At 57.1% G+C, this 16,779-nt stretch carries 11 protein-coding genes; 8 read left to right on the forward strand and 3 right to left on the reverse strand.

All coding sequences use genetic code 11. The features are described from left to right. The 8 genes from JNN07_22925 to JNN07_22960 form a co-directional block, all read left to right on the forward strand. Positions 1–1,591, forward strand: a 1,591-nt coding sequence (locus tag JNN07_22925; protein MBL9170604.1) for a hypothetical protein, incomplete at its 5' end; no start/stop codon positions are given. Between the two features lie 48 nt (positions 1,592–1,639). After that, positions 1,640–7,432, forward strand: coding sequence for an RHS repeat-associated core domain-containing protein (locus JNN07_22930; protein ID MBL9170605.1), 5,793 nt, complete (start codon positions 1,640–1,642; stop codon positions 7,430–7,432). After that, entirely contained in the window at positions 7,429–7,818 is a 390-nt protein-coding gene (locus tag JNN07_22935) for a hypothetical protein (GenBank protein MBL9170606.1), read from the forward strand. The genes JNN07_22930 and JNN07_22935 overlap by 4 nt, the downstream gene beginning before the upstream one ends. A gap of 353 nt (positions 7,819–8,171) precedes the next feature. Beyond that, positions 8,172–8,321 carry a transposase gene (locus tag JNN07_22940; GenBank protein ID MBL9170607.1) on the forward strand — a complete coding sequence of 50 codons (150 nt, stop codon included), beginning with the start codon at positions 8,172–8,174 and terminating at the stop codon, positions 8,319–8,321. A gap of 694 nt (positions 8,322–9,015) precedes the next feature. Beyond that, entirely contained in the window at positions 9,016–10,257 is a 1,242-nt protein-coding gene (locus tag JNN07_22945) for an HlyC/CorC family transporter (protein ID MBL9170608.1), read from the forward strand. After that, positions 10,254–11,246: a DUF21 domain-containing protein gene (locus JNN07_22950; protein MBL9170609.1), complete on the forward strand. Its 993-nt coding sequence runs from the start codon at positions 10,254–10,256 to the stop codon at positions 11,244–11,246. The genes JNN07_22945 and JNN07_22950 overlap by 4 nt, the downstream gene beginning before the upstream one ends. Next, positions 11,246–12,574: an HlyC/CorC family transporter gene (locus JNN07_22955; GenBank protein MBL9170610.1), complete on the forward strand. Its 1,329-nt coding sequence runs from the start codon at positions 11,246–11,248 to the stop codon at positions 12,572–12,574. The genes JNN07_22950 and JNN07_22955 overlap by 1 nt, the downstream gene beginning before the upstream one ends. 33 nt (positions 12,575–12,607) lie before the next feature. Then, positions 12,608–13,684: a transposase gene (locus JNN07_22960; GenBank protein ID MBL9170611.1), complete on the forward strand. Its 1,077-nt coding sequence runs from the start codon at positions 12,608–12,610 to the stop codon at positions 13,682–13,684. A gap of 225 nt (positions 13,685–13,909) precedes the next feature. Here the strand turns inward: JNN07_22960 and queD are convergent, their stop codons facing one another. Genes queD through JNN07_22975 form a run of 3 tightly spaced genes read right to left on the reverse strand, consistent with a single transcriptional unit; the run spans position 13,910 to position 16,769 of the window. Further along, positions 13,910–14,269, reverse strand: coding sequence for a 6-carboxytetrahydropterin synthase QueD (queD, locus tag JNN07_22965; GenBank protein MBL9170612.1), 360 nt, complete (start codon positions 14,267–14,269; stop codon positions 13,910–13,912). Further along, positions 14,266–15,633 carry a hypothetical protein gene (locus JNN07_22970; GenBank protein MBL9170613.1) on the reverse strand — a complete coding sequence of 456 codons (1,368 nt, stop codon included), beginning with the start codon at positions 15,631–15,633 and terminating at the stop codon, positions 14,266–14,268. The genes queD and JNN07_22970 overlap by 4 nt, the downstream gene beginning before the upstream one ends. Then, complete coding sequence (locus JNN07_22975) at positions 15,630–16,769, reverse strand: hypothetical protein (protein MBL9170614.1); 1,140 nt, start codon at positions 16,767–16,769, stop codon at positions 15,630–15,632. Before JNN07_22975 ends, JNN07_22970 begins: the two co-directional genes overlap by 4 nt. Positions 16,770–16,779 lie beyond the last annotated feature (10 nt).

A 16,779-nucleotide genomic window follows, 5' to 3' on the forward strand; every position in this document is an offset into this window, starting at 1 on the left:
GACGGGGCACACGATTTCTCATGCTCAATTCGTCAATTGCAGTAACGCCATCACCTTAACCAACGCTTCGGCGCGGGTCAGAAATGCCTTGCTCTACAACGTGGGCATTGGGTTCACGGGAGCCAACACCAGCACAGCGCGATGCGAGCAAGTGACTTTCAATGCCGGAGCGATCCTGAACGGGAACACGAATGGGGTGCAGCTCCTCTTGACGAACAGCCTGATCACAGCCGTGACGACGACATCGGGTTATATCGGGGCCAATGTGACAGTACTATCCAGCGCAGCTGGGGTGTATCAGACGGTAGGAGCCGGATCTCATTATCTGGCTGCTGGCAGCCCTTATCGCACGAGCGGCAATGCGACCATCGATTCCCAGCTGGCGGCGGAGCTCAAAAAACTGACGACCTACCCGCCGGTGGTGCTGTCCCCCTCCCAGCTGATGGCAACCACGGTCAACTACACGCGGACGGTTCCGCGCGCGACGGTCGGGAACGCTATTGGTTACCATTACGATCCGATCGATTACGCCGCGTCGGGTCTTTACGCGGTCAACGGGACCACCATCACCATTCAACCGGGAGTGGTGTTTGCCGGATACCGATCCATGTCGGGGGATAGCTACATCTTTGGAATCGATTATGGGGGCAAGATCCGTGCTACGGGGACCGAGGAGCAACCTTGTCGGTTCCTTTGGTATAATTCAGTTCAGGAGCAGGCCAATACCGCCTGGCAGGGAGATGTGGGTGCTTTGGTGGCGCGAGGGACATTTTATACGAGCGCACCGTCAACCGAGCTTTCCTTTCGTTTTACCGATTGGGTGGTGCTCGGTACTGACACCTACCCACACATCTCTGGAGCAGAGGATAGCACCGCCTCGCCGACCGTGATTCGGGACAGTTCATTTCACGGGGGGATGCTCTGGTTGTCAGGAAGTAAGTTCAATCTGACCAACTGTCTGATGGATCGGGTGGCCACCACGGTGTGGCTGGATGCCAGCGATGCCAATCGCAAGGCTAATGTTCGTGGCTCGATGTTCTATGGAGGCTCACTGGGCACTTACGACACCGGCACGAAGCTCTTCAGTGTTCGGGATACGGTTTTCTACCGGGCGGTCACTGCTCAAAACGGTGACAATTGGGACAAAGGATGGAACGGATGGTACACCAATGGGTGCTCAACGTGCTCCAACCAATTCGCCAACGTTGGGCTAGATGTCACCAACTCGATTTCCTTTTTATCAGGACCGCTGGGGAATTTCTATCAGCCGACGTCGAGCCCGTTGATCAATGTGGGCACCACCAACGCCAACCTGATAGGGCTCTATCACTTCACCACAACGACCAATCAGGTGAAGGAGACAAACACGATGGCGGATATCGGGCTGCACTATCCGGCGACCTCAGGACTCACTAGTACGAGCGCACTGGATTCCGACGGAGACGGCGTGCCGGACCTTTTCGAAGACGTGGACGGAGACGGAGCCTTGGACGCTGGGGAAACCCTTTTTCAGGGAGTGGGCTCCTACAATTCCAAGCTCGGAATCGGATCACCAGCCCCTGGACTGGTGGTGTTTACGTTGATGAAGTGAGCCACATACCTCTTTTGACATACGCCATTCTCGCTATTTGACAATGTTATGGAAATGCTCAGCTTTTTGAAGGATTGGTGCTTCGGTTCGTGGGATGCGTCGTGCCGAAGGAGACTGGGTGAGGCGGCCTTATTGGAATGGCCCATTCTTCATCGGAGTCAGATTGGGCGTCGTACCGGCATCGGCTTGGGACTCGTGGTAGCTCTGGTTTTCGGTGCCGAGTCGAGACTTGAGGCTGAGTGGTTTCCTTGCGGAATCTCAGCCCCATCGACTCCTGCGACCTGGACTATGCAGGAGATTCAGCAAGCTTGCGGTTGGGAGGCACAGCTACTCAGCTTTACATCCTACGGATGGGTGGAAGCAAACGGGGACTCGATGTGTATCAACCTCCAGGAACCCATCATCACCGGTGATACTCTCGGCTTAGAGGTAGTCGTTACTTCGGAAACCAATACTTTTCAAGAGGATCCTGGGCCGCCTGCGGTCTTCGGAAAAAAATGGATGATCAGGCTTCAGAAGAAATCCGAAGATCCGGGTTCCATTAAGCCTGGAGAATTCAAGATCACCGTTAACGGAGAGTGCATCGAAGGAGGGTCATGCAGCCGATCCATTACCATTTTGATCCGCGATGAGCGTATCCCATTCTGCGTTGGCTGCACGAAGGAAGAGAACGACAAACTCTTGTTCGGACCCCCTTCTACGACTTTCGATGATGGATGGACTCGAAGCTTCAATTTTTTTGACTCAGTTGAGCCAGTACCTCCGGTGACGGCGAAGTCACAATCGCCTCTTCTCGGATTCTCGGCCGCGGTCGAGAAGAACTTGGGAGTCTCCGTAGAGCTTTCCGGTGGAATGCGGGCGTTCGGGCAGGTGGCGGGAGGTCTCACCATCCGTGAATCTCTACCAACAAAGGCGGTTTACACACCAGCATGTCTCCAGTTCAACTACTTCACCAACAACGAACGTGTGCTGATTCGCGATGGGGGCAATCAAATCCGTCAACTCAAGCTGGCACAGGGTCTTATGAATGTTGTCACCCTGAGTTCGAGCAAATATTCCGTGGACTTTTACTCGATCGGCAGCGTGGGGGCGATGAGTGGGGGTCTCTATACCTTCAGCGGTTCTCCGGCCCAAACTGTCACCATAAGTAACCCAGATGCCACTGGGAACACGAGCAATTCCGTCCAGATCGTTGATGGTGTCGGACTGACAAATCGCTACGATTGGCTGGGAACTGGCTGGCAACTCAGTTCAGCAGGAGGAACACGAATCGTCCGTCGTTGCGAGACCACCAACACGACCGCGGGGACCAGAACAATCTGCACCGAGGTTTTCGCGGGAGACACCAATACTTTACTATCCTGCCAGATGTTAACTCTGAAGCCAATTGGTTCGCGCGAGCTCATGACGGAGGAAGTGATTGGGCAGGGAGCTGAGGCTCTGACCAATTATGTTAGTTACTCAACGAACGGATTTCGGGAAAAGGTATTACGCGCTGATGGAGGATGGACGATATTCCAGAACGATGCCATGGGCCGAGTAACCAATGAGTTCTCGGGGTTCCTCAATCAAGCACCAACCAACAGCGTCAGTCTTACTCGCTCCTGGGAAAGGGACTATACTACGAATGTAATCTCAGGCTCCGGCGATCACCTAGACCAAGACACAGCCATTCCGCGGCGCGAGATCGAACGTATCCTCGGCCAGGAGGTAGGCCGACGTTACCGAGTGGTCGTTTCTAACGAAACTCGGGAGATTGTCTGTGTAACTCCCGGTGCCGCTTGGGACAACGCAAGCAACATGGTCACAATCACCAGGACAATGACAGGTCCGGATGCCTTCTTCGGCTGGACCCAGAGTCGGAAACATCCTGATGGTACAATGGAAATCTATCAGTACACCACGAATTCCACCGGTTACCTGACCAACACAGTGCTCTCCGGGGAGCCGGACGCCGCTGGAACAAACATAGTGAGGGGAAGGAAGACCATTACGGTGGCCGGCCCGTGCAGTGAGCGGCTCAGTAAGACGGTCATTGATATGGAATCTGGGATCACAGTGGATTCAGAGGTTTATTCGGAGTTCGACTCCCAATTCAGACCCAAGAAGACAACTTATCTGGACGGCACAATTTCATGGACTGACTACGGGTGTTGCGGTCCGATCAATTCGACCAACCGTGATGGCGTCGTAATCACGTTCGAGAAGGACGCCCTTTCGCGCACGACTTCAACGAAAGCTAACGGGATCGTTATGACCAATCTGCTGGATTCGGCCGGTCGCAGATTCGCGGAGGGGCGCTGGTCCTCGGCTGGCGTGTTTGTCCAGTTGGGCAGTCGCAAGTTTAACAGCCGTGGCGAAGTAACTAACGAAACTAACGCCCTTTCTCAAGTGACGCTCTCGGGCGAGACACTCAGTAGTTATCAGCGCACCGCAACCAATACCTTCGCAGACGGTTCTACGCTCACCAATAAGTACTATCGGGATGGTCTTCTGGAGAAGGTCACAGGAACCGCTGCTCACCCCATTAGGTATGAATATGGCGTTGAGTCTGAGGGCGGCGTGCAGCGCTATTTCGAGAAGGAAATTAAGCTCACTGCCAGTGGAAGCGACACTTCAGAGTGGAGTAAACGGTATTCGGATCTGGCGGGAAGAGTCTATAAGACAGTTCGTTCTGACGGATCAACGCTCCAATCCTTTTGGAATGTTAAGGGCCAGCAAGTTAAGACGATCGATGCCGACGGTGTGGTCCAGCTTATGGAATACAACGGCGAAGGCGAGGTCGAGTACACTGCTGTGGACCAAGATCGTGATGGTGTCATCGATTTCGCAGGTCTAGATCGAATTCATAGTTCCAAAAGAACGGTCACCACAGCTCATGGCTACAACGTGGTCCAAACTAAATCATACCTCTGGGCCACAAATAATTCGGCGGTCTCCAATCTCGTATCAATTTCGGAACAAAGCACAAGTGGGCTGAGAACCTGGGAAACCAGTTTCGGCCTGACCCGCAGTTCAGTTCGAACCACGCCTATCAACGCCTCATGGACCGTCACGACGACGGAACCTGATAACACGTATTCCATTACGCTCTACTCAACGGGTCGGTTAGCATCTGTCACGCGGTATGATTCGAACAACGTTCAAATCGCCAAAACGACATACGGCTACGATAGCCATGGCAGGCAGCATCAGGTCACGGATGCTCGGAATGGAACGACCACTCAGACGTTCAACAGTGCCGATCAAGTCATTTCTGTTACGACTCCTGCACCAGGCAACGGCCAAGCGGCTCAGACAACCAGCACTGAATACGATAACCGAGGAAGAGTTTTCAAAACGACTTTCCCTGACTCGACCATTGTCACCAACGAGTATTTCCTCACCGGTGAGCTTAAGAAAACATTTGGTTCACGGACTTATCCAGTGGAATACACCTATGATTCGCAGGGTCGGATGCTGACCATGAAAACGTGGAAAGACTTTGTGGGGAACACCGGCACGGCGACCAACACCTGGAAGTATGACGGCTATCGAGGGTTCCTCACCAACAAGGTCTATCCAGACGGGATCGGTCCCAGCTATACCTACACCGCTGGGGGGAAACTTAAAACCCGAAAATGGGCTCGGGGCATCACAACGACCTATACCACCAATTCTTTGGGAGATATCGTTTCGGTGGACTATTCAGATTCCACGCCGGACGTCACTTACACTCTGGATCGGCTAGGCCGAAAGACCACCATTTCGCAAGGAAGTGACACGACCGCGTTTCTCTTCACCGAATCGGGCCTGCCCATTTCCGAGAAGGGGACTGCCGGAACGCTGAATGGATTGACAATCACCAACCAATACGACAGCTTAATGAGGAGAAGTGTCGTCAAAGCCATGGTTACCTCACCAGCCACAACCCTGAGCAGTGCCACCTACGGGTATGATCCCAGCGGACGCCTACAAGGGGTGACCAATGGAACCTTTTCCGCCAACTATTCGTATTTGGGGAATTCCCCCCTGGTCAGTCAGATCCTGTTCAGAGAAAACACGACGACTCGGATGACCACCGCCAAGTCCTACGATTATCTCAATCGGTTGCTGTCGATCTCCTCGACCGCTGGATCTTCAGTGATCTCCAGTCACGGTTACCTCTACAACGACGCCAACCAGCGAACACGAGTAGATTTGGTTGATGGATCCTATTGGATCTACGAGTATGACAAGCTGGGTCAGGTGACGAGCGGCAAGCGCTATTGGGCGGATGGGACTGTGGTGGCAGGACAACAGTTTGATCATGCCTTCGACGACATCGGCAATCGCAGCAGCACCAAAGTAGGTGGCGACAGCAATGGCCTGAATCAGCGGAGTGCCACCTACTCAGCCAACAATCTGAATCAATACACGAGCCGAACGGTGCCTGCGCAGGTGAATGTTTCGGGAATTGCTCTTCCGGCTTCGACCATGACGGTGAACTCCCTAGCCACCTCGCGAAAGGGTGAATACTACTGGGGAGAAGCCACTGCCAACAACGCCTCGGCTGCCGATTTTCTATCGATTACGAGCCTGGCGACCTTCGGTCCCACGAACACCAGCACCAACGGGTATGTGTTCGTTCCGAAGACTCCGGAAACGTTCTCCTATGATGCCGACGGGAACCTGACCAACGATGGTAGGTGGGTGTATACCTGGGATGGGGAGAACCGGCTCACCCAGTTAGAGAGCCAGTCCACGGCCCCCTCGGCCTCGAAACGGAAGATCACCTACACGTACGATTACCAGAGTCGGCTAATTGCTCGGAAGAGCTACACCAACAACGGGAGCTACCAGATCAAAAGCGACACGAAATACCTGAATGACGGCTGGCGTTGCCTGGCGGAAATCAATGCAGCGAACAACAACGTGATTCGGGGGTATGTCTGGGGCCTGGATTTGAGCGGTTCTCTTGAGGGGGCCGGGGGAATCGGTGGCCTTTTGATACTCACGGATGCCGCCACGAGTACGAGCCACTTCTATGCCTACGATGGCAACGGGAATGTCTCAGCGATGGCTAAGACCTCGGATTCATCGAAGACGGCGCATTACGAGTATGGGCCATTTGGCGAAGTCGTTCGAGCGTCGGGCACCATTGCCAAATCCAATCCGATGCGGTTCTCGACCAAGTGCCAAGATGAGGAAACTGATCTCCTTTACTATGGCTACAGATTTTACAACTCTTCCACCGGGCGTTGGCTATCAAGGGATCCGATTGAGGAAGAAGGTGGGCTGAACCTTTACGGGTTCACCCTTAACGACGCACAAAACTATTCTGACTACCTCGGCAAGTCCGCCTCCGGCTGGAGTTGGGATGACGGTGGTGATGGGGTTTTGCAGCCGTCTGACGTCGATAATGGGGGAACGAGAGTGTTGTTTTGGCAAGGGAGTGCTACAGTGGAGCCTGGAAGCCAGATCCTTCCCGGCTGTGCAGGCTGGGCGATTGATACAGGCGGTTTAGGCAAGCTCGCGTGGCACTACTCAGGCCCGAAGGTTAAGCAGCACGAAGGCGTTCACGTCACCGATCGCACCTCGCTCTGGAACGACTATAAGACACATGCGCTCTCTTTTGAGAATCGGTGCTTTTGCAAAAAGGCCCAGGCTGACTGTCTCGCCGGTGCAATTCGAGGGACGATGAGCCTACTGTATCGGAAGCGTGGCGACTTGAAAGCGGCGGAGTGGGACTGCACGGATTATCCCCAGGGTAATGCTCTGCAACAAAAACGCTGTCGAGAACGAGATGCGTTAGTTCCCGTTGTCCAGTCCCTTCAGAGCCAGTTGACTAAAGAGATCGCTATATGTTTACGCATGCCATGAAACCGATCGTCTACCTTCCCATCTGCGCCGTAGCTGGAGTTGTTTTCAGCCTTTACGCTGTGCAGTCTCCTAAACCCGAGCGCGTATCCCCTACAGTTGTAAACGTTCAAGGGGCGACAAATTGGTTTGCCGTCGAGGGACTTCGTGTGAGGGCGGATGGCCAGTTGGTCGCCATCCACAAAACGATCGAGATTGCCAGGCTGGAAGTAACGGCTAACATTCACACTGCACACTTGGACAGGATGGTGAGCTTCGATTATTTCGAAAACTTCGGCCTGCCTGCTTATCGTGTTATTTTTGATAGGTCCGGGAAAGTTGTGTCGGTGACATCGAGGACGGCGACTGAGCAAATAGATTTCACCGAAGGTACGTCGCTTAAGCGTTAGCGCGCACGAGAACTGATAACCCGGTGACAGGAGGAGCGATTTCCTTTCCGAGGAGGCAACAGAGGCGGGATCAATAGTAAGCGGTAATTTGGCGACCCACTATTCGTGATTCCGGAAACATGCTACATGCTGGGGGATGAACGAAACCAACTCTCTCCTGGCGCATTCTCGAAGCTGCGGCTCGTCGCGAGAGCGTCCCCCCTCTTGGGAGTAGAGGGGCTTCCCAGGGGGGGGCAGGCCGAGGGAAGGACGGGTCAGGCGACTTTGCGCTGACTGTTGGAATGTTGATTAACGGTAACCGTCTGAGCAACCCCATCTAGCGGGTGAAGCGGCCGGGTGGGAGGATGGCGCGCATGAGAACCAAAACCAAGCGCGACCGACGCACCCGGTATCCCCAACATCAAATTGAAAGCCTGCTCCAAGAGTTCACGGCATCCGGACTATCGGTCCGACGATTTGCTCTTCAGCATGATCTTTGTCCGGCCACGCTGAGCCGATGCTGAAGGGACTCAACGTCGGACACGAATCTAGGAATCGGGGGAGACATGTCCGACTTGGTGCCCACACCCCAAGCGAACGTCGAGACTTTTCAGCTGCCGACGGCCCTTGGAACGGCGGAACTCGGTTGGGAAAGGATTATGAGGAGAGGGAGGACGGCACTGACGGCGATTTAGCCGAGTTCGTGTCACAATTGCCCAGGTTCTTACGACTTCACTCCGGCCGGAAAACGGCACTTCCTACGACGGCACTCCGGCGCTTAACACCTATGATAAAAACCTACCAAGGAACTCACTGCCAGCGATTATGCCAGTAGAAGAGTAGTGGCGGAGTACGGTTCGATAGCTCGCGAGTATCGCCGATTAGTCTTGCTGACAGGTCCGAAATGCCTGATTTTACAGGCAGATTTGAGTGCTAAGGCATTGGAAATCAATGTCCGCTAGAAAGGAGCAAAGGGCCGTGTCGGCCCATCGGGTTTGGAACGTCCGAGGACGGACGTCGCTACAGTGTAGTGTGGGCCGTGCCGGTCCATCGGGTTTGGAACGTCCGAGGACGGACGTCGCTACAGTGTGGTGTGGGCCGTGCCGGTCCATGGGGGCAACGAAAGGGGGATGGGCGTCGGCATCCGGAGTGCTCGAGTTAGGTTTTCCCTGATTTTTCCCTTTTTTTGAAGGCGCTTCCTTCTCAATACTCCCCGCGATGGGGCTATTGGCCTATTTCATCATCCTTGGCATTTCGGTTTGCGCCGCGGCGAGCTTCTTCTTTGCACTCGCCGAGACCGCTATCTTTGCCCTGGGCAAATCGCGCGCCCGTCAAATGGCCGATGCGCAACGTCCCGGGGCCGATCGACTTGTCCGACTGCTGGAGCGCCCGGTCGATCTTCTGGCGACCATCGTTCTGGGGAACACCATTGCTAACGCCGCCATCGTTGCTTTGGCCTTGGCGCCGGTTCTCCGAGGGGATTGGCCTTTGGGGCAAACCCTGCTTGGCGTTCTGTTGACGATTGTTTTCCTTTGTGAAGTCTTTCCCAAGACCCTGGCCATCCGGGCTCCGGAACGGTGGGCGGTGTGGGTTGGTCGGCCGATGATCTGGCTGGAGGCGGGAAGTCTCTCGATCCAACGCGTCTTCCAGGGGATCAACGAAAGAATTCTGGCATTAGCGGTTCCGAAATCCATCAAGCCACAGAATACGCTTACAGACGAGGATTACCACGAGTTGCTGGATATGGCCTTCCAGCAGGGTGCGCTCGCTCAGCGGGAGAAGGAGATCATCCTGCAAATCATTGGGCTGGATCAAAAGACGGCTCGCGATGTGATGCGCCCCCGTACCGGAATGGCTGCCATTCCGGATGATCTCAGCGTGGCGGAAATGATTGAGGCGGCCCGGGTTTCCAAGAGGAGGCGACTGCCCATCTACGACCAGACTCCCGACACCATCGTAGGCATCCTTGATACGCAAAAGCTGCTTTTGGATCCGGAGGCTGACTTGGCGGAGGCCATCGAGTTTCCCTCCTTCGTCCCCGAAAGCATGAACCTGTTGAAGCTCCTGCAGAGCCTGCAACGGCAGCAGCGCGGACTGGCCGTTGTGCTGGATGAGTTTGGCGGGACGGCGGGTATCGTCCGGCTGGAGGATATTCTGAGCGAAGTGGTCGGTCCGATTCGAGCGGAGGGCGATGCGCAGGGTTTCGTCATGGAGAAGCTGGGGCGCGGCCAATGGCGGGTGAACGGCACGATGCGGCTGGATGATTTTCGGCGGGAGTACCCCGACTTGGGCGAAGTGGATGAAGTAGACACGATGGGAGGGTTGGTGGTTCGTTTGATGGAGGTTGTGCCAGTCATGGGACAGAGCGTCCGCTTTCGAGGTTTGAAACTGACCGTGCGCATGGCGGATGAAAGGCGAGTCAAGGAGCTGCTGGTTGAGGAAGTGAGGAAGGGCGCATGAATACTCCCTTTGTTCTCTTTTCACTGGTGGCGAGCCTGTCCATTTCCTTTTTGATGTCCGGCATGGAGGCGGGGGTGTTTGCGATGAGCCGGCTGCGGATCCGGCAGCAAGTTCGCTCCGGAAACCCCCGCGCGGCGGCGTTGCTTCGTTATCTGGAACATCCGGAGCACTTTTTGTGGACCATTTTGGTGGGCAATACCGTTGCCAATCTGGCTGCCGTGTCGCTGGTGGTTCTGAGTTTGCACGAGTGGGCCTGGCTGGCCGCCCGTCCGGTTCTTTTTTGGACCACCATCGCGATCGTCGCGTTGCTCTTCTACAGCCTGTGCGATCTGTTGCCCAAGATGTTGTTCCGCACCTACCCCAACCGGCTGTGCATGCGCCTGGCCGTCCCTTTTCATATCATCGACTGGTTCATGAGCCCGCTGGTGTGGGCGGTGGGGCTGTTCTCCAGGATTCTTCTGCGGTGGACAGGCGGCGCACGCTTTACGGGGCACTTGTTTGGAAACCGGGATGAGCTGCGGATGCTGATGCAGGAGACTGGCCAGGCCTTGAGTTCCGAAGAGCGGACTATGATTAACCGAGTGTTGGATCTGCAGAATCGCTCGCTCTCGGAGATCGTAGTGCCCTTCGACAGGGTGTCGATGTTGCCGCTGGATGCCACCGTTGGACAGTTGTTGGCTTTGCGCCGGGAGCGGGGATTCAGTCGATATCCCATCTTTCGTGAGAGCGGTGGAAAACGCAGCGTTGTGGGATTCGTAAACTGCAAGCGTGTCCTTTATGAGGTGGACCTCAATCCGGCCCGCCCGCTGGGGGAGTTCCTGAAGCCGTCTCTGTTCCTCGACGGCGTTCTGCGGCTGGATGTCGCCATGCGTCAGATGCAGCGCAGCGGGCAGCGCTTGGCGATCGTGTTGGGGCCCGAGCAACAGGAGTTGGGCATCGTGAGCCTGACAGACATCCTGCAAACCATTTTTGGGGAGGTGCGGCTTTGATGGACTCCGTGGAACCCAGTTTGATCCCGCTTCTCTGGAAGATGCTGTTGGTGGCGGTTCTTGTCTTCCTGAATGGATTTTTTGTCGCGGCGGAATTCGCGCTGGTCAAAATCCGTGACTCGCAGTTGGATCCGCTGATTGCCAAGGGGAACCGCCGCGCGAAGATCGCCCGGAAGATTCTGGAGAATCTGGATGCCTCCCTGAGTGCCTGCCAACTCGGCATCACGCTGGCCAGTCTGGCTCTGGGATGGGTAGGGGAGCCTGTGTTCGCTGCCTTGCTTCACCCGATCTTGGATCTCGTGGGGATGGAGTCGGAGCGGGTGCGGCATTGGACCTCCGTTGCGGTGGGGTTCAGTGCGCTGACGTTTCTGCATATCGTGGCCGGCGAGCAGGCTCCGAAGTGGCTGGCCATCCAGCGCCCACTGCCCACCTCCCTGTGGGTGGTGCAGCCGCTTCAGCTGTTTCATCGCATCTCCTACCCTTTCATTTGGCTATTGAATCATGCCTCGCTGTGGCTGTTGGGGCGTTTGGGGCTTCAGCCGGTGTCGGAGTCGGAGATGGCGCATTCCGACGACGAACTGCGGCTACTTTTTGCGGAGGCGCAGAAGCATCGCGGCACCTCAGCCCTGGGACGGACCATTGTGATGAATGCCCTCGACCTGCGGCACCGCGTGGCGCGCGAGGTGATGAGACCCCGGTCCGAGATCGTCGGGCTGAGCACGGATCTAAATCTGGCCCAGTGCTTTGAATTGGCCGACACAACCCGGTTTTCCCGGTTTCCGCTCTGCGAGGAAGGGGATCTCGATCGCACGCTTGGAGTGGTGCATATCAAGGATCTGTACAGCCTCCGCACCCAGGAGGGCACCGGCTGGGAGTTGAAGAAGGTGGTCCGTAAGATTGTCTACATTCCCGAGACCGCCCGGCTGGAGAGCCTCCTGCAGATCTTTCTGGAGCGAAAGCTGCATCTGGCAATCGTGGTGGATGAGTACGGCGGGTCGGTGGGTATGGTGACCCTGGAGAATATTTTGGAAGAGTTGGTCGGCCAAATTCAGGATGAGTTCGACGTCGAGAAGCCGCTGGTCGTGCAGCTCGGGGTCAACGCCTGGGAGATTCAAGGCCAGCTTCCGTTGCACGACTTTTCCGATCTGGTGGGCGAGCCGGTGGAGGGGGAGGACGTGACGACCACCAGCGGGTGGATCACTCAGAAATTGGGTGGGTTCCCCCGTCGGGGCGACGTGGTTCGCTTGGGGGCATACGATATTCAGGTGGAGGATGCGGACGGGCGCTTGGTGTCGCGACTCACACTGAAGAAGCGCGCTGGGGATTGACATCCGCGTCGCACTCCGAGCACCCTATTCTACGTGGCGCGCAAGCTCAGAATTCAGTTTCCGGGGGCTCTCTATCACATCGTGAACCGAGGAGACCGGTCCGAGCCCATTGTTCGCGACGACACGGATCGGGAGCGCTTCATTGAGACTTTGGCGCAGGCCTGCCAGAAAACGGGATGGCGCGTTGACGCCTATTGCCTTCTCACCGACCACTTTCATTTGGTGGTGCAGACTCCGGAACCCAATTTAGTGGATGGCATGAAGTGGTTCCTGGGTACTTACACTGCCCGGTTCAACCGTCGACATGCCACGGGCGGGCATCTTTTCAATGGCCGATACAAGTCCCAGGTGTTGGATTCCGGGGATCTGGCGCTGCGTATGCAGGCGATTGACTATCTGCATCTGAATCCGGTCCGGACCGGTGATGTCAGCGAGGGGAACCCGCTGGCCTCGTTCCGCTGGAGCAGTTTCCCGAGCTACCTGGCTGGTGGTGGCTCTCGTCCCGGCTGGCTGGAGGTTTCCCACGTGTTGGCCCATCTGCAAGAGCCAGATGATTCTGATGGCTGGAAGAGTTTGGAGGCCCGCACGGAGGCGTTGCGCGCTGAGGCTCGCGCAGAACGGTGGGCAATCTTTCGGCGGGGATGGTATCTCGGATGCGATTCCTTTCGCCGTCAGCTTCTCGATCATCTGGGCGGGCTTCGCGATGACAAGTCGACGGGCTTGGTCTGGCGAGCTTCGGCCGAACAACAAGCGGAAAAAGTGATCCAGCGGACCCTTCAGCACTTGGGCTGGCAGGAGTCGGATTTGACCCAGCGGGCCAAGACCGATCGGGAGAAAGTTTTCATTGCTCGCGAGATTCGCAAGGAAACGACTCTCCCGCTGACCTGGATCGCCGCACGGCTGTCCATGGGAAGTCGAAACACCCTGCGCAACTCGTTGGCCTTTGCCGATCGTGCGCCGGCAGCGTCTGCTTCTACCTCTCCGTTTCGGTCGACTCAGCCCCCCGTGAAGCCGCGTTTGCCGCGCCCGACCAGGTTACCAGACTTGGCCCCTCCTCCGGCGGCGGCAACTTCGGAACAGTCTTTTCAGGTGGAGCCGGGCTGGGACTGAGTCTGGCCAGACTTCGGGGTGTGGGGGAAGGGAATGAAACCTGCATGTTGCTCCGTGGTATGAGAGCATCGGGTCCCGCTGCGCTCAGGCTGGGAAATCGTCCGACACGGACGACCCTACAGTTGTAGTGTGGGCCGTCTCGGCCCATGGGGTGAGGAACGTCCGAGGACGGACCTGAGGTTCAAAGCCGGACACACGTCCGGTGGGGACAAGTCCGACAGGCTGCTAGCCGCGGTAAACGCATTTGGCGGTGCACGTCTCTGCCACTACGATTTCCTTGAGGAGCGGCAGCACCGGCTTGAGGTGGTCCCAGAGCCACTTGGCAATGTTCTCGCTGGTGGGGTTCTCCAGGCCAGGCACGTCATTGAGATAATAGTGGTCCAGACGTTCCCAGAGAGGCTTCACCGCGGCGGAGATCTCGGCATAGTCCATGACCCAGCCCATTCGAGGGTCGCATTCTCCCTCGACGACCACTTCCATCTGGAAGCTGTGTCCGTGCAGACGATGGCATTTGTGGTCAGGCGGCAGTTGAGGAAGCCGATGCGCGGCTTCAAACTGAAACGATTTTCGTAGCTCGAGTTTCATTGTTCCCAATCGGTCCATTTCACTAAATCAGCCAAGGCCGGGCGCCCGTCATGCCGCCAGGTGAGCGGAGGCAGTTGCATGCGCCCGATCGGACAGATGCGACTGGCCCCCCACCGTGCGAGCGTGTTCGCCAGATCCTGGAGTTCTTCGGGGGCCGCGCCGATTCCGATGGTGCTGACCTTGGTTCGGACCTCCTCGGCATGGCGCAAGATCTCGCCGAGATCCTGGGCCGCTTTGACGAGGATAAACCGGTTCAGGCACGAGGTTTGAAACCTGGGTTCGTTCTCGAACACCACGGTCCACGCCGTCGAACCCTGGCTGGCCCACATTCGGGTATCGGGAGAGTGGGCGGCCCTGATTTCATAGACCGAGCGGCGCAGAGTAATGGCCGCGGATTCCTCCGGGCTGATGGGGCCGCGCGGAGTTTGGGCTTCGCGCCGTTCCAGCTCCGCAGCGAGCAACTCAGCGAATGCCTCAGGAGCTATCCCACCCCGGGACTCCACAAAGATCACGTGGGGTGACAGGCAGCCTTGTTGATCCCAGGCGACGACGTCAGCGCCCACGCTTTGGACGCTTCGCTTAAGGGCAAATCCAGCCAGTGATCTTCCGGTGAGGTAGCTGAAGCTGACGCGCTGGCCGTATCCCAAGAACCGGACCTTTTTTGGCACGCGCTGATGAACGGACTCTACAGTCTGGTCGCTGCCGGTAGCGGTTACCAAGTCGACTTCAGCGAAGAGCGCCTGCTCGATGTCCTCGGTTCCGCCGCGCCATTCCGCGATTTCCAGGCAGGAGGCGATTTTGGGCTCGGTGTCGTAAATCGAGTGGGCGAGCAGTCTGGGAAGCAGGGACTGGCCTCGGGCGCACTTGATGAATTGGGCGGATCGCACCAGCAGCCCCAGTATCATGCTGCTCAGCACGGGGCTAGGAAGGTTGCCCGCGGCGATGTGTCCGATGAGCATGGGCCCTTGAGCAAAGCCGTACCGACGCTCTTGAATCTCTCCATGTGTCTGGGTGAAGCCATCCAGGCGTTGGGGGGAGCCCAGGTCCTGTATGAGGAGCGATTGAAGGGTCTCTGCGTTCAGCTGTTTGAAAAAGTGGTCCAAGCCGTCGCGTAGGGTCTCGACGGTGAATCCCGTCGCGGCCGGGCCATACTCGAGGGCGCATTGGCGGAAGGGATAGTCCGGTTGCAGCCATTGCTCCCCTAGTTCGCTGAGCAGTCGGATCATCGCCGCGGTTGTTCGGCTCTGCAGGTAGCGCTCCTGATTGCGGCGCAGATTTTGACAGGCCTCGGTAACCATGCGGGGCGTGAGAGGCGCGTCGCTAGGGAGATCCGCCAAGAAGTACTGTGGGAGTCTTTCGATCATGAGGCGGTGGACATCAGGCTGCATCCTCGCGATTCGGCGTCGGACGCACGCCCGACCCACTGAAACGCATCCCCGTTACGGCGGACGAGATCCTCGGTTTGAATAGCCATCACGGAGAAGACATTGGCCAGGTCGAGGATTTGAAGGATTCCGACGCCGCCCGGGTCCGCCTCCCGGCCGGTCTCTGGTGAAATCACGCGGCAGCGAGCCCAGGGCGGAAAGCGGAACTCGCGGCGCATCGATTTGCCCTCCTTTACGGGCCAGTCATAAGCCTGCGAGCTCAGCTCGCTCATGCCGTATTCACAGAGGATGTCGTGCGATCCAACACCGAGTCGATCGGCCAGCAGCCCGTGAAGTTCCTCCTTGGGGAGGCTTCGTGAACGGCCTTTGTAGCCCCCGGTCTCCAGGACCTTGGATCCGGGCGGAAGCTGGAATCGCCGCTGACCGTGCGTGAGGATGTCTACCCAGTGGACGAAATTAAACGCGGTCCCCATCAGCCACACCGGTTCACCGGCATCGCAAGCGGCGGCCAGAGCCGTGTCGATGGAGGGCAGATCCAGTTGCCATCCCCCCGCTTCGTCCACCCTGCCCAGGAAGTGGAACGGAGCAGGGGATGCGGACAGTTCCCGTCCGAGGGTGTCGAACATGTGGACCAGTGAGGAATGCGGAGCCTCATCCGGAGCCGGCGTCAGCGGCAGGAGTCGCAGGCACGTCTGCCCCGGGGACAGATGGGCTTTGAACCAGGTCAGCAGCGACAACTCATAGATCGATAGGGACTCGCTGGAATGGAAATGTCGGCTGGGCGTTTGCCCGGTCGTTCCACTGGAGTGGAAGACGTGGCTGCGAAGCCCGGGAGGCAAGGACGTTAGCTCGAGATCCTTGAAGCTCTGAGTGGGGACGAAGGGCAGATCATGCCAGCGCGACATGCGGTCCGGCGTCTTGCCCAAATGGGCGCAGATGCGGGCATAAGCGGGGTTGTGTTGGTTTTGCAGCTCGAATAGTTCGCGCGTGAGCGTCTCGAAGTGATCGGACGATCTTGCTCCCGGAGCGGCTTCGAGACCCACGCTCGCCCCTGCAGTTCGAATGAACTCGCGGAGGCGCGTCACAACTGGCTCGAATGGTCGGTAGAATGACATGCGGTTTTGG

It is taken from the genome of Verrucomicrobiales bacterium (assembly GCA_016793885.1).
Taxonomy (GTDB): domain Bacteria; phylum Verrucomicrobiota; class Verrucomicrobiia; order Limisphaerales; family UBA11320; genus UBA11320.